Annotated in this window: 18 protein-coding genes; 12 read left to right on the top strand and 6 right to left on the bottom strand. The window is 64.6% G+C overall.

The window, feature by feature from the left end; translation table 11 throughout:
• Positions 1-51: 51 nt before the first annotated feature.
• Together RCH14_RS11535 and RCH14_RS11530 are read right to left on the bottom strand one after the other, a co-directional pair.
• A complete protein-coding gene (locus RCH14_RS11535; protein WP_343026254.1) occupies positions 52-2,118 on the bottom strand; it encodes a S9 family peptidase in 2,067 nt (688 codons plus the stop codon).
• A gap of 153 nt (positions 2,119-2,271) precedes the next feature.
• Positions 2,272-2,727: a fasciclin domain-containing protein gene (locus RCH14_RS11530; protein ID WP_343026253.1), complete on the bottom strand. Its 456-nt coding sequence runs from the start codon at positions 2,725-2,727 to the stop codon at positions 2,272-2,274.
• Between the two features lie 165 nt (positions 2,728-2,892).
• On the opposite strand from RCH14_RS11530, the gene RCH14_RS11525 reads away from it, so the two are divergent.
• On the top strand, positions 2,893-3,825 hold the full coding sequence (locus RCH14_RS11525; protein ID WP_343026252.1) for a MerR family transcriptional regulator: 933 nt from the start codon (positions 2,893-2,895) through the stop codon (positions 3,823-3,825).
• A gap of 45 nt (positions 3,826-3,870) precedes the next feature.
• Here RCH14_RS11525 and moaC read toward each other — a convergent pair whose 3' ends face one another.
• Positions 3,871-4,377 carry a cyclic pyranopterin monophosphate synthase MoaC gene (gene moaC / locus RCH14_RS11520; protein ID WP_343026251.1) on the bottom strand — a complete coding sequence of 169 codons (507 nt, stop codon included), beginning with the start codon at positions 4,375-4,377 and terminating at the stop codon, positions 3,871-3,873.
• 124 nt (positions 4,378-4,501) lie between these two features.
• Between moaC and RCH14_RS11515 the strand changes: the two genes are divergently transcribed.
• Positions 4,502-6,040 carry a M48 family metalloprotease gene (locus RCH14_RS11515; RefSeq protein ID WP_407070074.1) on the top strand — a complete coding sequence of 513 codons (1,539 nt, stop codon included), beginning with the start codon at positions 4,502-4,504 and terminating at the stop codon, positions 6,038-6,040.
• Between the two features lie 211 nt (positions 6,041-6,251).
• On the opposite strand, the gene RCH14_RS11510 is transcribed toward RCH14_RS11515, so the two are convergent.
• From RCH14_RS11510 to RCH14_RS11500, 3 genes are read right to left on the bottom strand one after another with little or no spacing between them, the layout of a single operon-like run.
• Positions 6,252-6,839: a DUF2946 family protein gene (locus tag RCH14_RS11510; protein ID WP_343026434.1), complete on the bottom strand. Its 588-nt coding sequence runs from the start codon at positions 6,837-6,839 to the stop codon at positions 6,252-6,254.
• 4 nt (positions 6,840-6,843) lie between these two features.
• Entirely contained in the window at positions 6,844-7,827 is a 984-nt protein-coding gene (locus RCH14_RS11505) for an alpha/beta fold hydrolase (protein ID WP_343026249.1), read from the bottom strand.
• Between the two features lie 49 nt (positions 7,828-7,876).
• The gene (locus RCH14_RS11500; RefSeq protein WP_343026248.1) at positions 7,877-8,071 is read right to left on the bottom strand and encodes a zinc-finger domain-containing protein; all 195 of its coding nucleotides are present in this window, start codon (positions 8,069-8,071) and stop codon (positions 7,877-7,879) included.
• A 223-nt stretch (positions 8,072-8,294) separates the two neighbouring features.
• Between RCH14_RS11500 and RCH14_RS11495 the strand changes: the two genes are divergently transcribed.
• The 10 genes from RCH14_RS11495 to RCH14_RS11450 all read left to right on the top strand — a co-directional run bounded on the left by RCH14_RS11495 (position 8,295) and on the right by RCH14_RS11450 (position 18,818).
• The gene (locus tag RCH14_RS11495) at positions 8,295-9,053 is read left to right on the top strand and encodes an AzlC family ABC transporter permease (protein ID WP_407070071.1); all 759 of its coding nucleotides are present in this window, start codon (positions 8,295-8,297) and stop codon (positions 9,051-9,053) included.
• A complete protein-coding gene (locus RCH14_RS11490; RefSeq protein WP_258835807.1) occupies positions 9,046-9,390 on the top strand; it encodes an AzlD domain-containing protein in 345 nt (114 codons plus the stop codon). Before RCH14_RS11495 ends, RCH14_RS11490 begins: the two co-directional genes overlap by 8 nt.
• 38 nt (positions 9,391-9,428) lie before the next feature.
• Entirely contained in the window at positions 9,429-10,643 is a 1,215-nt protein-coding gene (locus RCH14_RS11485; protein ID WP_343026247.1) for a phosphoglycerate kinase, read from the top strand.
• 52 nt (positions 10,644-10,695) lie between these two features.
• Positions 10,696-12,144, top strand: coding sequence for a pyruvate kinase (gene pyk / locus RCH14_RS11480; RefSeq protein ID WP_343026246.1), 1,449 nt, complete (start codon positions 10,696-10,698; stop codon positions 12,142-12,144).
• Between the two features lie 110 nt (positions 12,145-12,254).
• Positions 12,255-13,319: a class II fructose-bisphosphate aldolase gene (gene fba / locus RCH14_RS11475; RefSeq protein WP_343026245.1), complete on the top strand. Its 1,065-nt coding sequence runs from the start codon at positions 12,255-12,257 to the stop codon at positions 13,317-13,319.
• 240 nt (positions 13,320-13,559) lie between these two features.
• Positions 13,560-14,456 carry a phosphoribosylaminoimidazolesuccinocarboxamide synthase gene (locus RCH14_RS11470; protein ID WP_343026244.1) on the top strand — a complete coding sequence of 299 codons (897 nt, stop codon included), beginning with the start codon at positions 13,560-13,562 and terminating at the stop codon, positions 14,454-14,456.
• A gap of 3 nt (positions 14,457-14,459) precedes the next feature.
• Positions 14,460-14,957 (top strand): 5-(carboxyamino)imidazole ribonucleotide mutase, encoded by a 498-nt coding sequence (purE, locus tag RCH14_RS11465; RefSeq protein ID WP_343026243.1) that lies wholly within the window; start codon positions 14,460-14,462, stop codon positions 14,955-14,957.
• Positions 14,958-14,961: 4 nt separating this feature from the next.
• Positions 14,962-16,164 (top strand): 5-(carboxyamino)imidazole ribonucleotide synthase, encoded by a 1,203-nt coding sequence (locus RCH14_RS11460; protein ID WP_343026242.1) that lies wholly within the window; start codon positions 14,962-14,964, stop codon positions 16,162-16,164.
• Between the two features lie 2 nt (positions 16,165-16,166).
• Entirely contained in the window at positions 16,167-17,198 is a 1,032-nt protein-coding gene (locus tag RCH14_RS11455; protein WP_343026241.1) for an L-threonylcarbamoyladenylate synthase, read from the top strand.
• A gap of 258 nt (positions 17,199-17,456) precedes the next feature.
• Positions 17,457-18,818 carry an SGNH/GDSL hydrolase family protein gene (locus RCH14_RS11450; RefSeq protein ID WP_343026240.1) on the top strand — a complete coding sequence of 454 codons (1,362 nt, stop codon included), beginning with the start codon at positions 17,457-17,459 and terminating at the stop codon, positions 18,816-18,818.
• Positions 18,819-18,856: the final 38 nt, after the last annotated feature.

Below are 18,856 nucleotides of genomic sequence, written 5' to 3'. Positions count from 1 at the left end.
CCCAGTAAGCCAAAAAAGCCCGCTTCCCAGCGGGCTTTTCCTATTCCAGGATCACTTCGCTGGCTGCGCTTTCAAAAACCGATCCAACCACCCATTCACCGTGTGATGCCACTGCACCGAATTGGCTGGCTTGAGCACCCAGTGATTCTCATCCGGGAACACGAGCAACTTGCTCTCGACCCCTTGACGCTGCAGCGCCGTGAACGTGCCCAGTGCCTGCGCCGTCGGAATCCGGAAGTCCAGATCGCCCTGGATCACCAGCATCGGCGTCTTCCACTTGGTTACGTGATGAACCGGATTGAAGCGCTCATGGTTCTCCGGCACCTTGTAGTACGGCCCGCCATTTTCCCAATCCGTGAACCACTGCTCCTCGGTCGAGTACGCCATGCCGCGCGTGTCGAACACGCCGTCGTGATTGACGATGCACTTGAACTCATCCGACCAATTACCGGCGATCCAGTTCATCATGTAGCCGCCGTACGATGCACCCAGTGCGCAGTCGCGTGAGCGATCCAGCCACGGGAACTTCTTCAGTGCTGCGTCGTAGCCCTTTTGCAGGTCGACCAGCGGCTTGCCGCCCCAGTCGTTGCTGATCGAATCGGTGAACTTCTGGCCGTAGCCGGTCGAACCGTGGAAGTCGATGAACACGGCGGCGTAACCCGCACCGGCATAGGTCTGCGGATTCCAGCGGTAGCTCCAGCCGTTGCCGAAGCTGCCTTGTGGCCCGCCGTGGACGATGAATGCGACCGGGTATTTCTGGCCCGGCTGCGCATTCCACGGTTTCATCACGTAACCGTACACGGTGTCGCCATTGGCGCCGGCAAACGAGAACTGCTCGGCGTCGCCCCAGCGCACATCTTTCAAGCGCTCGGTGTTCAACGTGGTCAGCTGCTTTGGCTTGGCGCCCAGCTTCATCGAAAACAATTGCGCACCTGCTGACAGGTTCGCATGGGTATAGACCAGCGTATCGCGGCGCAGATCGAACGCGCCCACAGCGCCGGTATCGGTCAGCGGCGTGACCTTGCCACCGGCCACGTCGATGGAGAACAGGCGATGCTGGCCGATGTCTTCCGCATCGACGATGAGCGCCTTGCCATCGGCGCGCCAGACCAGGCTGCCGGCCGAGCGGTCCCAGTTTGCTGCCAGCGGGCGCTTGGCGCCGCTCGCCACATCCATCAGCATGATCTGGTAGCGGTCGGCCTCGAAGCCGGGGCGCGCCATCGCCAGGTAAGCCAATGTGCGGCCATCGGGCGAGAACGTGCCCTTGGTATCCCAGGCCAGATTGTCCGCCGTCAGGTTGCGCGGCGCGGCGCCGCCGGCAGAAGGCACGCTGTACAGGTCGAAGTTGGTCGACCAGGCTTCGGTCTTGCCGGCGATGCGGGCCGAGAACACGACCGTCTTGCCGTCCGGGCTGAAGCGGTATTCTTCGCGGTCGCCAAAGGGCTTCGAGGGCACGTCGCCGTCTAGGGAACCCGACAGGCTGACCGGCTCGCCGGTGATCGCGCCTGCTGCGCCGATCGGCGCCGAGAACAGCACCGCATTGCGGTGGTCGCTCCAGGTATCCCAGTGGCGCGCGAACAGGCGGTCATAGACCTTGCCGGTGGCTTTTTCCTTGTCCTTTGCATCGAGCCGGGCCTTGGTGCAGGCCAGGTCGGCGCAGTCGCGGAACACTGCCAGGCTGAACGCCAGGCGGTCGCCCGTGGGCGCGACGCGGAAGTTGTCGACGTCCAGCGGCAGGTCGGTGACCTTGACGGGCGCGCCGCCGGCCACCGGCTGACGCCATACCTGCGACGAGCCCGAGCGCGCCGACAGGAAATACACGGCGTCGCCCGATGGCGACCATTCCGGATCGGCGCTGCTCGACGCATGGTCGGTCAGGCGCTGCGGCGTCGGCTTGGCGGCGCGCAGGTCGATCATCCAGAGTTGGGTGTTGCCGCGGTTCTTTTCCATGTCGGTGCTGCGCACCGTGTAAATCACGCGCGTGGCGTCGGGCGATACGGCCGGGCTGCCGACCCGCTCCATATTGACCAGGTCTTCTACGGTGAAGCCGCGCGGCGCAGCCATTGCGGTGGTGGCGGCCAAGGTCGCCGCTGCCACCGTCATCAAACGAAATTTCATGCCATCCTCGTCGATCAGTCCCGCGGCCGGGTGCCGCAGGCGAGCCGGGAATGTACCATGCGCGCCGGGCCAGCCCATACGACAACGCCCCCGCCACCGGCAATGCCGGGTGCGGGGGCGTCTCAACGTTCCCTGGCGTACGGGAAGTTTTTATTATTTTGGCATGATGACCGTGTCGATGACGTGGATCACGCCATTGTCGGCCATGATGTCGGTCTTGGTGACGGTAGCCTTGTCGACCATGACTTTGCCGCCGGCGACCTTGACTTTGAAGGCGCTGCCTTCAACGGTCTTGACGTCGCCTGGCTTGACATCGGCTGCCTTCACGGTGCCTGGCACCACGTGATAGGTCAGCACCTTGGTCAGCGCAGCCTTGTCTTTCAGCAGTGCGTCGAGCTTGGCTTTTGGAATCTTGGCAAATGCCGCATCGGTCGGTGCGAACACGGTGAACGGACCCGGACCCTTGAGGGTGTCGGTCAGGCCGGCAGCCTGGACAGCCGTGACCAGCGTGTTGAACGTGCCAGCCGATTTGGCGGTATCAACGATATCTGCTGCGTTGGCGGCGCCGAAGGCGAGGGCGAGTGGCAGTGCGATCAGAAATTTTTTCATCGTGACTCCATGTAGTTTTTGCAGTTCGATATGAACCGCATTGATTCTAATGTAATCCTTTTTTTTTGTCTTGTCGAACGTGTGCACCGTTTCTGTAGCATAATAAAGGTTCAATCAAGGGACGAAATTATGGAAAACTCGCTAAGATCACACCATGAACCGATCATGTACCGGACCGGCGCTGCTGCCCGCCTGGCCGGATTGCCGGTAGAAACGCTTCGGGTGTGGGAGCGTCGCTACAGTCTGTCGGATGCGCAACGCTCGGAGCGCGGCCAGCGCCTGTATTCGGCCGAGCAGGTCGCGCGCCTGGGCCTGCTCAAGCAACTGGTCGATCAAGGGCATTCGATCGGCGTGCTGGCCGGCCTGAACCGTGAGCAGCTGCAATCGATGCTGGGCCTGGATGGGCAGGCGAGGGCCATTGCCACGTCGCCAGCGCGCGTGCTGCTGGTCGGCGCCATGCTGTCGCGGCGTATCGCTGCCACCGGGCAAACGACGCTGGGTCTGGACGTGCGCGGTCATTGCGGCACCCTCGTGCAGGCGCTGGCGTTGCCGCGCGACGTCGGGGCCGACGTGCTGGTGATCGAGCAGTCCGAACTTGACGATACCGGCATCGCGCCGATTGCCGCCGCGCGCGAGGCCAGCGGCGTCGCGGCTGTCGTGGTGTTGTACCGCTTTTGTTCCAGCGCGACGATTCGTGCGTTGCGCGCGCAAGGCTGCCTGGTGGCGCGCATCCCGGCTGACTTGTCCGAACTCGCGTTGTTGTGCCAGTCGGCCCTGACCGGCCACCGGCCACCGCTGCAGGAGCAGCCGCTGCCCCCTGTGGCTCCGCCCCGCTTCGACGAAGAGTCGCTGAGCACCATCATGGCGGCGGCCGCCAATCGCCTCAACTGCGAATGCCCGCGCCACTTGTCCGAGATCCTGATGATGATTTCCAGCTTCGAGCGCTACAGCGACCAGTGCGCCCACCGCAATCCGGACGACGAGATATTGCATGCGCGGCTGAAGATGGCGGCAGGGCGGGCACGCGTCGTGATGGAAGATGCGATGGAACATCTGGCCATCACCGAAGGGTTGCCGTTGCCGAAAGGCTTTGGCTGAATCAGGTCAGAGCGCGGGGAAAGGCGTAAAAGGCTGCCGCGCCCGTCAAGCGTCGATGGCGGCGGTCCAGTCCCCACTCTTGCCGCCATGCTTTTCCATGACCCGGATATTGGTCATGACCATCCCGCGGTCGACCGCCTTGCACATGTCATACACGGTCAGCAGGCCCACCTGCACCGCCGTGAGTGCTTCCATCTCGACGCCGGTCTTACCGATGGTTTCCACCTGCGCCCGGCAATGCACGCTATTGGTGGCGGCATCGATCTCGAAATCGACCGCCACGCGGGTGATCGGCAACGGGTGACATAGCGGCACCAGGTCGCTCGTGCGCTTGGACGCCATGATGGCGGCGATGCGCGCGATGCCGATCACGTCCCCTTTCTTTGCGCTGCCCGACGTGATCAGGGCCAGCGTCGCCGGCTGCATGCGGATGGTGCCGGCCGCGACGGCGATGCGGTGCGTGTCCTCTTTGGCGCCCACATCGACCATATGGGCCTGGCCGGTGGCGTCGAAGTGGGTCAGATGGTCTGCGGTCGGGGTGGAAGGCGTCATGACGGGGTCGGTATCGTTGGGTAACAAAGTGTTCTGGGAGCAGCAGGGTGCGTGCGGATACGGTTATGATAGCACCGTGAAATCTGTCGTCCGACCAGCATCCGTGCGCCGCTGGCGCCCCGTCCTGACTGCCATCGCCCTGTGCACGGCGGCGGCGTGCGCCGTGGCCGCCCAATCCGATCCGCTCAAGCGCGCCGATCACGTGCACCTGCCGACGCTGGGCGACACCGCGCGGGTCGACCTCTCGCCGGTGCTCGAGCGCAAGCTTGGCGAAGAGATCATGCGCGACATCCGGCGCGACCGCGATTACCTCGATGACGAACCGATCGCCGAATACCTGAACAACTTCGGCAATGGCCTGGTTGCCGGGGCGCCGGGCGCGCGTGGCGAAACCAACGCCGACTTTCACTTCTTCGCCGTGCGCGATGCGGCCCTGAACGCGTTTGCGCTGCCGGGCGGCTTCATCGGTGCGCACTCGGGCCTGGTAATCGCGGCCCAGACCGAATCCGAGCTGGCCGGCGTCATGGCGCACGAGATCGGCCACGTCACGCAGCGCCATATCGCGCGCATGCTGGGCCAGCAGCGCCAGGATATCCTGCTGCCGCTGGCGTCGATGATCCTGGCGGCGCTGGCCGCCAAGGCTGGCTCGGACGCGGCGATGGGCGTACTGATGGGCGGGCAGGGCCTGGTGGTCCAGCGCCAGCTGAACTTCAGCCGCGAAGCCGAGCGCGAGGCCGACCGCGTGGGCTTTCAGATCATGGAGGCGGGCGGCTACGACACGACCGGCATCGTCGCGTTTTTCCGGCGCCTGCAAAATGCCTCGAAGCTATACGGCGACCTGCCGGCCGGCTTGAGCAACCTGAGCAGCCACCCGCTGACCCAGGAGCGCATCAGCGACATGCAGGCGCGTATCCGCGAGATGCCCAAAAAGCAGCGCGTCGATGGCCTGGACTTTCACCTGGTGCGCGCACGCATCCGCGTGCTGCAGGAGCCCAGCGAGCAGGGGCAGCGCAACACGCGCAGCGCGTTTCACACCCAGCTGAAGGAAACGCACCGCCAGCAGCAGGCCGGCGCCCAGTATGGCCTGGCCTACCTGGCGCTCAAGCAGGGCAATCTGGCCGACGCGCAGAGCTGGCTCGACAAATCGCGCGAGACGATGAAGCCACGCGACGGCGTGCTGTCGGTGGCGTCGAATGCCGGCGATGGCGCGACCCTGTACGCCGGTCTGGCGATCGAGATCAAGATGGCGCCCGGCCAGCCGCAATCGGTGCTGGCCGAGGCCGTGAAGGAAGCCGAGACGATGCACGGGCGTTTTCCGCTGTCACGTTCGCTGGCGCACCAGTACGCCGACGCCATGATCGCGACCGGTAAGCTCGACGAAGCCACGCGCTTCCTGCGTGACCAGTCGCAGCAATACCGCGAGGAATACAAGCTGCAGGATCTGCTGGCCAAGGCCTATGCGAAGCAGGGCAAGATCGCGCTGCAGCACATGGCGCTGGCCGAATCGTATGTGCTGGCCGGTGCCACGCCGGCCGCGATGGCGCAGCTCGAGCTGGCGCGCAAGGCACGCGACGCGTCGTTCTACGACCAGGCCGTGATCGATGCGCGTGCGCGCGAACTCGAGGCGCAGCAAAAGAAAGACAAGGAAGAGAAGGACGACTGAGGGCCCGCCAGATCAGCCAGCCCCAAAATGGAGCGGGTGACGATCGCAACGGTAGAGTGGACGGGTTCGCCGTCCACGCGGTGATGGTTGGCAGCGAGATCATCCGGCCCGGAAGCGGCGCCGGTAACAATCACCGCGTGGAAGGCAGAGCCTTCCACCCTACGTGGCGCGGGCGGATTGGCAGCCAGATCACCTGGCCACCATCACCTGCTCAGGGCGCCGGCGTCCTGTTGAACCCAAACCGCTTTTCCAATTCGGCGCCCGCTACCCGTTCCACGTCAAACACCTTGCCCTGCCACGGCAACGACAACGTGCCGGCGCCGCCGCCCAGCCACGCCATCACGGCCTCGTCCGATGCGCTGCGGCCATCCAGCGTGAACTGGCCCAGCACCTGCGCCACATCGCGGTCATCGATCTGCGCCACGACCTCGCCGGCCACGAACAGCACGGCGCCTTCATTGCTCAGAACCACGTGCTCGACCGCCGTCAGTGCCTGCCCCGTCTGCAACAGCAAGCCCTGCTGCGGATCGGTGCGTGCAATGAATGGCGCTGCCTCCAGATTCACGTACACGCGCTGCGGCCCGTTCTGGAAATACCAGTTGCCGCGCTCGTCGTGCAGGTAGTTGCGGTTGATGAAGCCCATCAGTTTCTGGTTCTCGAGCCGGTCGCCGGGCAAGTCGGCCTGCTGGGTCGCTTCGTCGCGCATGCGCCAGTGGCCGCGCGCATCGAGCGCGAGCCAGCCGTAGCAGTGCGGCACGTCCGGCCACTTGGCCATTGCCTGTTTTACGATATCGTCCATAGTGTCAGCCAGCATCGCACAGTTCGGCGTCGCTCAGCGCGCGGGTGCCGGACACGCGATCGAAATGCTGCAGGATGCGCTGCGCCAGCCAGTCGATCCGCCCGGGAAACGGCCCGCTCGGAAAGCCCACATGCCCGCCGGTGGCCGGATACTCGAGCGTCACCGCAGCCGATGCCGTCGGCGGCAGGTGGATCCCCGGCAGGAACGGATCGTTGCGCGCATTGAGCACGAGCGTCGGTACGGTGATGGCGTCGAGTACGTGGCGCGCGCTGGCCCGGTGCCAGTAGTCGTCGGTATCGCGGTAGCCGTGCAGCGGCGCGGTGACCACATTGTCGAATGCATACAGGTCGCGCGCGGCGAGCAGCGCGGCGCGGTCGAACAGGCCCGGAAACTGGTCGAGCTTGGCCAGACACTTGGGTTTGAGCGTCTGCAGGAACATCCGGGTGTAAATCATGTTGAAGCCCGACGACAGCGCCGCGCCGCCGCGCGCCAGGTCGAGCGGGGCCGAGACCGCGCACGCCGCATCGACAATCGATGCGTCATGACCCGATTCGCCCAGCCAGCGCAGCAGCGCATTGCCGCCCAGCGACACGCCGGCCGCGTAGAACACACCGGCATGGCGCGCCCGCAGCGAGCGCACGATCCACTCGACTTCGGCAGCGTCGCCCGAATGATAGAAGCGGGGCGCCAGATTCGGCTCGCCCGAGCAGCCGCGAAAATGCGGCACCACGCCCGACCAGCCGCGCGCGGCCAGGGCCGCCATCAGCGCACGTGCGTAATGGCTGTCGGACGAACCTTCCAGGCCGTGAAACAGCACCACCAGCGGCCGGCCCGGCTGGCCGTCGACAAAATCGAGATCGACGAAGTCGCCGTCCGCACTCGTCCAGCGCTCGCGGCGGTAGGCAACGGGCGGCCTGGCGATGCAGGTCGCCGGATAGATGGTCTGGAGATGACCGCCAGGCAGCCAGCGTGGTGCGCGGTAGGGCATGACGAGGTAAGGAGAGGGGAGGGGCGGCAGTTGCGCACGCCCCGAAATATCAATGGTTCTTGAGCACCGTGCCTGGCGCCAGGCGGTAGCCGGTGCCGCAGTACGGGCACTTGGCATCGCCGTGGTGGTCGAAGTCGAGGAAGACGCGCGGGTGCGACGACCACAGCGGCATGGCCGGGTTCGGGCAGTGCGCCGGCAGGTCTTTGGCCGTGAGTTCCACGATCGGCATCGTCTTTTGGGTCATCTGGTGTCTCCGTCTGGCAGGTGGGCAAAGACAGGATTCTAACGGATTCGCTCTATTGTCGAAATGACCGTAAAATAATGCGCTGAACATATTGAGCCCAAGCGCTCCTTTCTCAAGTGGCGTCGACCCATTCCATGCGTTTCATGCCCCACTGTTTCCAGACCACCGCTGTCGTCCCAGCCGTCATGCCGACGCCTGGAAGTTGCATGAACGCCACACCGTCATGTCCGTGAACGCCGGCGAGCCGGCTGGCCAGCTCCCGGTCACCATCGGTGACACGCCCGATCGCGATGCGTTTCGTGACGGCTTCAAGACTGGCCTGCCGACGCTGTTCGGTATCGCCGCCTGGGGCCTGGTGGTGGGTATCGCCATGGTCAAGAGCGGTCTTTCCGTACCGCAGGCGCTGGGCATGACGCTGCTGGTGTTTGCCGGCTCGGCGCAACTGGCGTCCCTGCCATTGATCGCGGCGCAGGCGCCGATCTGGGTCATCTTTGCCACGGCGCTCGTCGTCAATCTGCGCTTCGTGATTTTCTCGGCGCTGCTCGCGCCGCATTTTGCCCACTTGCCGTGGCGCCAGCGCCTGTATCTTGGCTATATCTCGGGCGATATTTCCGTGGCCTTGTTCCTGCAAAAATATCCGAGTCCGACGCCAGCGGTGGGCAAGCTGTCGTATCTGAAGGGCTTGATGTTCCCGAACTGGGGCGCCTGGCAGACCGGCTCGGTGATCGGGGTGTTCCTGGGCAGCACCGTGCCGGCCGAGTGGGGCCTGGGCTTTGCCGGCACACTGGCCATCCTTTGCATCATGGTGCCCCTGATGATCAACCGCGCCGCGCTGTGCGGCGTGCTGGTGGCGGGCACGGTCTCGGTGCTGGCCTACGATTTGCCTTACAAACTGGGCCTGCTGCTGGCGGTGCTGGTCGGGATGGTGACGGCGATGGTCATCGAAGAAACAATGGACAAGATAAAGGCGCGCCGTGGCTGATTGGGAAATCTGGGTCGTGATCGGTGTGCTGTGCGTGGCCACGGCCGCTACGCGCAGTTCGTTCTGGCTGATCGGCCACCGCGTATCGATTCCGCCACGGGTGCAGGAAATGCTGCGCTATGCGCCGGCCTGCGCGCTGGCGGCCATCATCGGGCCCGATTTTTTGATCGATCCGCAGGGCGGGTTGCAGTTCACGCTGGCCAATCCGAAGCTGCTGGCGGGGCTGGCCGCGTTTGCGTTCTATGTGTGGCGCCGTAACATGTTGCTGACGATTTTATTCGGCATGCTTGTGTTTACGGCACTGCGTGTACTCCACGTTTTTGGCGCCGCAGCCTAATGTACAATGACGTTTTTTCACTATTGCCACGCTGACCAATGGACGCTTCCCGCCGTTTCACCCGTTTGCAAGACCTGATCGATCAGAACGCCCTGCAGGGCAAGCGCGTCTTCATTCGCGCCGACCTGAATGTGCCACAAGATGACGCCGGCAACATCACCGAAGACACGCGCATTCGCGCGTCGGTGCCGGCGATCCAGGCCGCCATCAAGGCGGGCGCGGCAGTGATGGTGACGTCGCATCTGGGGCGGCCGACCGAAGGCGCGTTCAAGCCGGAAGACAGCCTGGCGCCCGTCGCCGCGCGCCTGTCCGAGCTGCTCGGCCAGCCGGTCGAACTCAAGCAACACTGGGTCGACGGCGTCGATGTCGCGCCGGGTTCGGTCGTGTTGCTGGAAAATTGCCGCGTGAATGTGGGCGAAAAGAAAAACAACGACGAACTGGCCCAGAAAATGGCCAGGCTGTGCGATGTGTACGTCAACGACGCCTTCGGCACCGCGCACCGCGCCGAAGCCACCACCCACGGCATTGCCAAGTATGCACCAGTCGTCTGCGCTGGCCCTCTCTTGGGCGCCGAACTCGATGCGCTGGGCAAGGCCCTTGGCCAGCCGCAGCGTCCGCTGCTGGCAATCGTCGCCGGCTCGAAAGTCTCGAGCAAGCTCACCATCCTGCAAAGCCTGGCCGACAAGGTCGACAACCTGATCGTCGGCGGCGGTATCGCCAACACGTTCATGAAGGCCGTCGGCCTGAACATCGGCAAGTCGCTGGTCGAAAACGACCTGGTGAACGAAGCCAAAGCGATCATCGACAAGATGGCCGCGCGCGGCGCGCAAGTGCCGATTCCCGTCGACGTCGTGTGCGCCAAGGAATTCGCGCCAACGGCTGCCGCCACCGTCAAGCTGGTGGCGGACGTGGAAGACGACGACATGATCCTCGACATCGGCCCGCAGACCGCCGCCACATTGGCCGCGCAGGTCGCCACGGCCGGCACGATCGTCTGGAACGGTCCGGTCGGCGTCTTTGAATTCGACCAGTTTGCCGAGGGCACCAAGACCCTGGCGCTGGCCATCGCAGGTTCGCCGGGCTTCTCGATCGCCGGTGGCGGCGACACGCTGGCCGCGATTGCAAAATACAAGATTGCCGACCAGATCGGCTACATTTCGACCGGCGGTGGCGCCTTCCTGGAATTCCTGGAAGGAAAAACGCTGCCGGCGGTGGATATCCTGCTGCAACGCAGCGCGCAGTCCGCCCCATAAATGAGACCCTAGCGCAGCCGTGGCTGCGCTTTGTTTTTTACAAGGACACTTCATGTACCGTGGCACCAAGATCGTCGCAACCATCGGCCCAGCATCGACCGACTTCGATATTCTCGTCAAAATGATCCGCGCCGGCGTCGACGTCGTACGCCTGAACTTTTCGCACGGGAAGGCCCAGGATCACATCGACCGGGCCACCTTGGTACGCCGCGCCGCCGCCGAGTGCGGCCGTGAAGTGGCCATCATGGCCGACATGCAGGGTCCGAAGATCCGCGTCGGCAAGTTTGAAGAAGGCAAGATCTTCCTGACCAATGGCGACCGGTTCATCCTGGACGCCAAGTGGGGCGAGAACGGCGAACTGGGCAACCTGGAGCGCGTGGGCCTGGACTACAAGGCGCTGCCGCGCGACGTCAAGCCGGGCGACAAGTTGCTGCTCAACGACGGCCTGATCGTGCTGATCGTCGACCGCGTCGCCGGCCACGAAATCTGCACCACCGTCAAAGTTGGCGGCGAGCTGTCGAACAACAAGGGCATCAACCGCCAGGGCGGCGGCCTGACCGCGCCGGCCCTGACCTCGAAGGACATGGAAGACATCAAGACCGCGATGAGCTTCCAGGCCGACTACCTGGCCATTTCGTTCCCGAAAAGCGCGACCGACATGGAAATGGCGCGCCAGCTGGCCAATATCGCCGGTGAGCCGTACGGCCACAAGCCGATGATGATCGCCAAGATCGAGCGCGCCGAAGCGATTCCGCTGCTGCAAGAGATCCTGGACGCTTCCGACGGCATCATGGTCGCCCGTGGCGATCTGGCCGTTGAAGTGGGCAACGCCGCCGTGCCGGCGCTGCAAAAGCGCATGATCCGCATGGCACGCGATTCGAACAAGCTGGCCATCACGGCGACCCAGATGATGGAGTCGATGATCGTCAACGCCGTGCCGACCCGCGCCGAAGTCTCGGACGTTGCCAACGCCGTGCTGGACGGCACCGACGCCGTCATGACCTCGGCCGAGACTGCATCGGGCAAGTACCCGATCGAAACGGTCGAGATGATGGCGGCAGTCTGCCTCGAAGCCGAGATGTCCGAATACAACAAGATCGACGTCGACTTCCTCAACAAACAGTTCACCCGCATCGACCAGACCATCGCTTACGGTACGCTGTTTACTGCGCACCACTTGCGTGTGAAAGCGATCGTGGCGCTGACCGAATCGGGCTCGACCGCGTTGTGGATGAGCCGTCACAGCATCGACACGCCGATCCTGGCGCTCACCCCGCTCAAGACGACCGAGCGCAAGGCAGCGCTGTACCGCAACGTGCGCGCCTTCCACCTCGAGCAGGAAGGCGGCAGCCAGGCCGTGCTGCGCAAGGCCGAAGAGCTGTTGATGAGCGAAGGTTATGTGCGCAAGGGCGACCTGATCGTGGTGACGTGGGGCTCGCCAATGGGCGAAGCCGGCGGCACCAATGCGCTCAAGATCGTCCGTGTGGGCGAATATGATTAACGGGACACGGCGCCGCGCCTGATGCGTTCACGGCATGCTGACTGTTCGGCATGCCGCGCTCGGTGCGCACCGCGTCCCGACAAGTTTCTTTATTGTTTTGGAGTACTACCATGGCACTCGTATCACTGCGTCAGTTGCTGGACCACGCCGCCGAAAACGGCTATGGCCTGCCGGCATTTAACGTCAACAACCTCGAACAGGTGCAGGCCATCATGGCTGCCGCCGACGCTGTCAACAGCCCGGTGATCATGCAGGCATCGGCCGGCGCGCGCAAGTATGCGGGCGAAGCCTTCCTGCGTCACCTGATCGACGCTGCCGTCGAAGCCTATCCGCACATCCCGGTCGTCATGCACCAGGATCACGGCCAGTCGCCGGCAGTCTGCATGGCCGCGATCCGTTCGGGCTTTTCGTCGGTGATGATGGACGGTTCGCTCGAGGCCGATGGCAAGAGCGTCGCCAGCTACGAATACAACGTCGCCGTCTCGCAAGAAGTCGTCAAGTTCGCGCACTCGATCGGCGTGACCGTCGAAGCCGAACTGGGCGTACTCGGTTCGCTCGAGACGATGATGGGCGACAAGGAAGACGGCCACGGCGCCGATGGCGCCATGACCCGCGAGCAGCTGCTGACCGACGTCGACCAGGCGGCCGACTTCGTCAAGCGCACCGGCTGCGACGCCCTGGCGATCGCCATTGGCACCTCGCACGGCGCGTACAAGTTCACGCGCAAGCCAACCGGCGACATCCTGGCGATCGACCGCATCAAAGAGATTCACGCACGCATCCCGAACACGCACCTGGTGATGCACGGTTCGTCGTCGGTGCCGCAAGAGCTGCTGGCAATGATCCGCGAATTCGGCGGCGACATGAAAGAGACCTACGGCGTGCCGGTCGAAGAGATTCAAGAGGGCATCAAGCACGGCGTTCGCAAGATCAACATTGACACCGACATTCGCCTGGCGATGACGGCAGCGATTCGCAAGTACATGTTCCAGAATCCGTCGAAGTTCGATCCACGCGACTACCTGAAGCCGGCGCGCGAAGCGGCAATGGACGTGTGCAAGGCGCGCTTCCTGTCGTTCGGCTGCGAAGGCCAGGCCGGCAAGATCAAGCCGATCCCGCTGGACAAGATGGCCGAGCGCTACAAGGCCGGCGAGCTGACGCAGATCGTTCAGTAGGGTGGACGGGTTTCCCGTCCACGCGTTCGACCTGTGCCTGCGTTGTAATGACATCTGGTGCTGTTGGACGCGTGGACGGCGAAGCCGTCCACGCTACGTCTGATCGTTGGCTGCATCGCCTTTTGATAGGCCGCCTGCACCAGATTTTGACGTAAAATATCGCATTGGCCAGGCCTGCATTGCCTGACTTTCTCAACCGGCGGCCCGTTCCGCCGGTTCCGCTTTCCTGATACCCCATCTATGAACAGCCTCTACCAATCCTCCATTCAGTCCCTGCCACTGCTCGGTCACGGCAAGGTGCGCGATAACTACGCCGTTGGCGACGACAAGATCCTGATCGTCACCACCGACCGCCTGTCGGCCTTCGACGTGGTCATGAACGAGCCGATCCCCGGCAAGGGCAAGGTACTGAACCAGATGAGCGATTTCTGGTTCGAGAAGCTCGGTCACATCGTGCCGAACCACCTGACCGGCGTCGCGCCGGAAAGCGTGGTCGCGCCGAACGAGGTCGAGCAGGTGACCGGCCGCGCAGTCGTGGCCAAGCGTCTCAAGCCGATCATGGTCGAAGCCGTCGTGCGCGGCTACATCATCGGTTCGGGCTGGAAGGATTATCAGCAAAGCGGCGCCATCTGCGGCATTTCGCTGCCGGCCGGTCTTCAGCAGGCTGAAAAGCTGCCGGAGCCGATCTTCACCCCGGCTGCCAAGGCCGACCTGGGCGAGCACGACGAAAACATCTCGTTTGCCCAGATGGAAGAAAAAATCGGCGCCGAGCTGGCCGCCAGGATGCGTGACATCAGCATCAAGCTGTACAAGACCGCCGCCGAATACGCGGCCACGCGCGGCATCATCATTGCCGACACCAAGTTCGAATTCGGCCTGGACGACAACAACGTGCTGCACCTGATGGACGAAGTGCTGACCGCCGATTCGTCGCGCTTCTGGCCAGCCGACTCGTACGCGCCGGGCATGTCGCCGCCATCGTTCGACAAGCAGTTCGTGCGCGACTATCTCGAAACGCTGACCGACTGGCCAAAGACCGCACCAGCGCCAAGCCTGCCGCAAGACGTCATCGACAAAACCCAGGCCAAGTATTTCGAGGCCATCGAACGCCTGACCGGCGAAAAGCTGAAGGCATAAGCGATGACCGAGCAATCCAAACCGCTCGTCGGCGTCATCATGGGTTCGTCGTCCGATTGGGACGTGATGCAGAACGCGGTCGCGATCCTGAAGCAGTTCGGCGTGCCGTTCGAAGCCTCGGTGATCTCGGCCCACCGCATGCCCGACGAAATGTTCACCTACGCCGAAACAGCCCGCGCGCGCGGGCTGCGCGCGATCATCGCTGGCGCCGGCGGCGCGGCGCACCTGCCTGGCATGGTGGCCGCCAAGACCATCGTGCCGGTGCTGGGCGTGCCCGTGCCATCAAAGTACCTGCGTGGCGAAGATTCGCTGCTGTCGATCGTGCAGATGCCCAAAGGCGTGCCAGTGGCGACGTTCGCCATCGGTGAAGCGGGCGCCGCCAACGCGGCCCTGACCGCCGTGGCGATCCTCGCCGCTGGCGACGACGCATTGGCCGACAAACTGGAGCAGTTCCGCCGCGACCAGACCGCCGCCGCCCAGGCCATGACCTTACCTGTTTGATCCGATGACCCAAGCGCAGCAGACTTCTTCTCCAATCCTTCCATCAGCCGATCCGTCCACCTGGCTCGGCGTGATGGGCGGCGGCCAGTTGGGCCGCATGTTCGCGCACGCGGCGCAAAGCATGGGCTACAAGGTCGCCGTGCTCGAACCGAGCGCCGATTGTCCGGCCGGGCAGGTTGCCGACCGCACCATCGAAGGCAATTACGATGATGCGGCGGCGCTGGCCGAACTGCGCGCGCTGTGCGCCGCCGTGACGACCGAGTTCGAGAACGTGCCGGCCGACAGCCTGCAACTGCTGGCCGAAGGCAGCTTTGTCGCACCGGGCGCGTCGTGCGTGTCGATCGCCCAGGACCGCATCGCCGAAAAGCGCTTCTTTGTCGAGTGCGCGCCAACCTCGAAGGTGATGCCGGCGCCGCACAAGACGATCGCCTCGCACGCCGACATCGACGCCATCGATGACGACCTGCTGCCGGGCATCCTGAAAACCGTGCGCATGGGCTACGACGGCAAGGGCCAGGTGCGCGTGCGCACGCGCGACGACGTGCGCGCGGCGTTCGACGGCATGGACGGCGTGACCTGCATGCTCGAAAAGATGCTGCCGCTGGCCTATGAAGTGTCGGTGCTGACCGCGCGCGGCCATGACGGCGCCTCGGTCGTGTACCCGATCGCCGAAAACGTCCACCGCGACGGCATTCTGTTTACCACCACCGTGCCGGGCCCGAACGTGTCGCCCGCATGCGCGCGCCAGGCCCAGGATGCAGCGCGCGCCATCGTCGCCCAACTGGGTTACGTCGGCGTGCTGTGCATCGAGTTCTTCGTGCTCGACGACGGCACGCTGGTCGTCAACGAGATGGCGCCGCGCCCGCATAACAGCGGGCACTACACGATTGACGCCTGCATCACGAGCCAGTTCGCGCAGCAGGTGCGCGCGATGGCGCGCCTGCCGCTGGGCGACGTGCGCCAGCATTCGCCGAGCGTCATGCTCAATATCCTGGGCGATGTCTGGTTCGAAGATGACGGCGACAGCGTACGCGAACCGGCCTGGGACCGCGTGCTGGCGCTGCCGGGCGCCAACCTGCACCTGTACGGCAAGGACGATCCGCGCCGCGCGCGCAAGATGGGCCACGTGACGTTCGTCGCGCCCACGCTCGGCGAAGCGCAGGCCAATCTGCGCGCCGCCTGCGTCATCCTCGGGATCGACGCGTAGCCATGATCGACCTGCAGATCGACCAGTCGGTCATCGACACCGCCGCCCGCCTGCTCGAAGCGGGCGAGCTGGTCGCGTTCCCGACCGAGACCGTGTACGGCCTGGGCGCCGACGCCGAAAACCCGGCCGCGGTGGCCGCCATCTACGCCGCCAAGGGCCGTCCGCAAGACCATCCCGTGATCGTCCACCTGGCGCCGGAAGCCCCGCTCGACTACTGGGCCTGCGATATCCCGCCCGAGGCCGCGGCGCTGGCTGCTGCCTTCTGGCCCGGCCCGCTGACGATGATCCTGCGACGCGCGCCGAACATTCCCGATGCCGTCAGCGGCGGCCAGGACACGGTCGGCCTGCGCTGCCCGTCGCACCCGGTGGCGCTGGCGCTGCTGCGCGCGTTCAAGGGCGGCAAGGGCGGCATCGCCGCGCCGTCGGCCAACAAGTTCGGGCACGTCAGCCCGACCCTTGCCGATCACGTCATCGACGAATTCGCGATGGATGACACGGTGGCCATGGTGCTCGATGGCGGAGCGTCGCAGGTCGGCATCGAATCGACCATTGTCGATTTGTCGCGTCTGGACACGCTTGGCCCGGTGCTGCTGCGTCCTGGCCACATCAGCGCCGAGGCGATCGCGGCCGTGATCGACCGCTTGCCGGGCGCGGCCGATGCGGCCGCGCCGCGCGCCTCGGGCACGCTCGAATCGCATTACGCGCCGCACACGCCGGTTGCGATGCAGGAGCGCGCCGTAGTGCTTGAGACGATCGCGCAATTGCACGCAGCCGGGCGCAAGGTCGCGCTGATCCACGTCAGCACCATGCCGCAAACCCACGCCGCGCAGCGCCTGCCGCCGCAGCCTGCCGGCTTCGCCCACGCGCTGTACGCCGCGCTGCGCGCGATGGACGGGCAGGGCGCCGACGTCATCCTGGTCGAATCACCGCCGCAGCAGGGCGAATGGCTGGGCGTCAACGACCGCCTGCGCCGTGCTGCGCATGGATCGACGGGCATCGTCCACGGGCTTCTTAACAGCCAGCCTGACGTCTGATTTATATCAACCAGTCGATGCTGGGGCATCCGCTCCCCAGCATCGTGCCGCCGCAGTTACAAATTCCCCACTTTCTGCGGGGAACATGCTGGTTATAATCCGACCCCGACAGCCAGACCTATCGGACCTACTAGGTACGAATCGCAATAGCCATTAAGCAATGGATTTTGCTATACATGGGAAATGAACGCTGGCATAGTAATGAAGCGGCGAATAGCACGAGCGTTCGTTTAGAAAAAATTCAACTCAGGAGACACAATGCGTCAAACCAAATTTGCGCTGGCCGTGCTGACGGCAGCGCTGCTGACCGCGTGCGGCGGCGGCACGAGCCCGGCGGGCGGCGACCAGGCGACCAAGGTCACGTTCACCAACCAGGTCTCGTTCGGCGACAGCCTGTCGGACGTCGGCACGTACCGTGTCGGCGCCGTGGCAGCGGCCGGTGGCGGCAAGTTCACCATCAACGGTGACAGCACCGCCAAGAACGAAGACCTGAACGGCAAGATCTGGCTTGACTTCATGGCTGCCCAGCTCAAACTGCCGGCGCCATGCGCTGCGCAGACCGGCCTGCAAGGTGACGCGTCGCTTGGCTTCTCGGTTCCGATCGTCAACAATCCGAATTGCTTCAACTACGCCCAGGGCGGTTCGCGCGTGACCAATCCCGTCGGTCCGGGCAATGCCGCGACCGGCTCGCCGATCGGCGAAATGACCACGCCGCTGGTCACCCAGATCGCCAACCACCTGGCCAGGTCCGGCAACAAGTTCACCGGCACCGAGCTGGTGACGGTCCTGTCGGGCGGCAATGACGTGCTGATGCAACTGGCAGCCGTGACCAACGCCGGCACTGCCGCCGGCGCGCAAGCCTTCGCTGGCGCCCTGGCCACCCGCCTGGGCGCAACTGCCACGAACCCACAAACCGCCACGCAGGCGATCCTGGCGGCGATCGCCACCGAGAATGCCCGTCCAGGCAAGACCGATGCAACGCTGGTCGCGGCTGCCGTGCGCGCTGCCGCCACCCAGCCAGGCAACTCGGCTGTTGCCGCACCTGCCGTGAATGGTCCGATCGTGATCGCCGCGCAAGCAGACGGCACCGCTGCCGGCACCGCCGCCGCCGGCGCCTACGCCGCTGCCAACGGTACTGCGATGGTGACGGCGCTGGGTACCGCCGGTGCGCAGATGGCTGGCCTGGTCAAGACCGAGCTGCTGGCCAAGGGCGCGAAGTACGTCATCGTCGCCAACCTGCCTGACGTGGCCAGCACGCCGACCGCGAAATCGCGTCCGGCCGCGATCCAGTCGCTGGTCGCCGCGATGGTCAATGCCTTCAACACGCAGCTCAAGGCCGGCCTGGGCGCCGACGATGCGCGCGTGCTGTACTCGGATCTGTACTCGGTCAGCAACGACCAGGTGAAAAATCCTGGCCCGTATGGTTTGACCAACACCAGTACCCCGGCGTGCGCCAACAACGCGCTGGGTGGGACTTCGCTGATCTGCACCGCCAACAACACGGTGGCCGGTGATGTGAGCCGCTACATGTTCGCCGACGGGATCCACCCGACCCCGTTCGAGAACGACCTTATCGCCCGCTACGTCTTCAAGGACATGGCCATCAAGGGCTGGCTGTAAGCAGGTTCTCAGCAATCAGCGGCGGGCCTGCCCTGGTG

Origin of the sequence: Massilia sp. MP_M2, assembly GCF_039123635.1 — a bacterium.
GTDB lineage: Bacteria > Pseudomonadota > Gammaproteobacteria > Burkholderiales > Burkholderiaceae_D > Telluria.
This window is presented reverse-complemented; position numbering and strand designations above follow the sequence as displayed.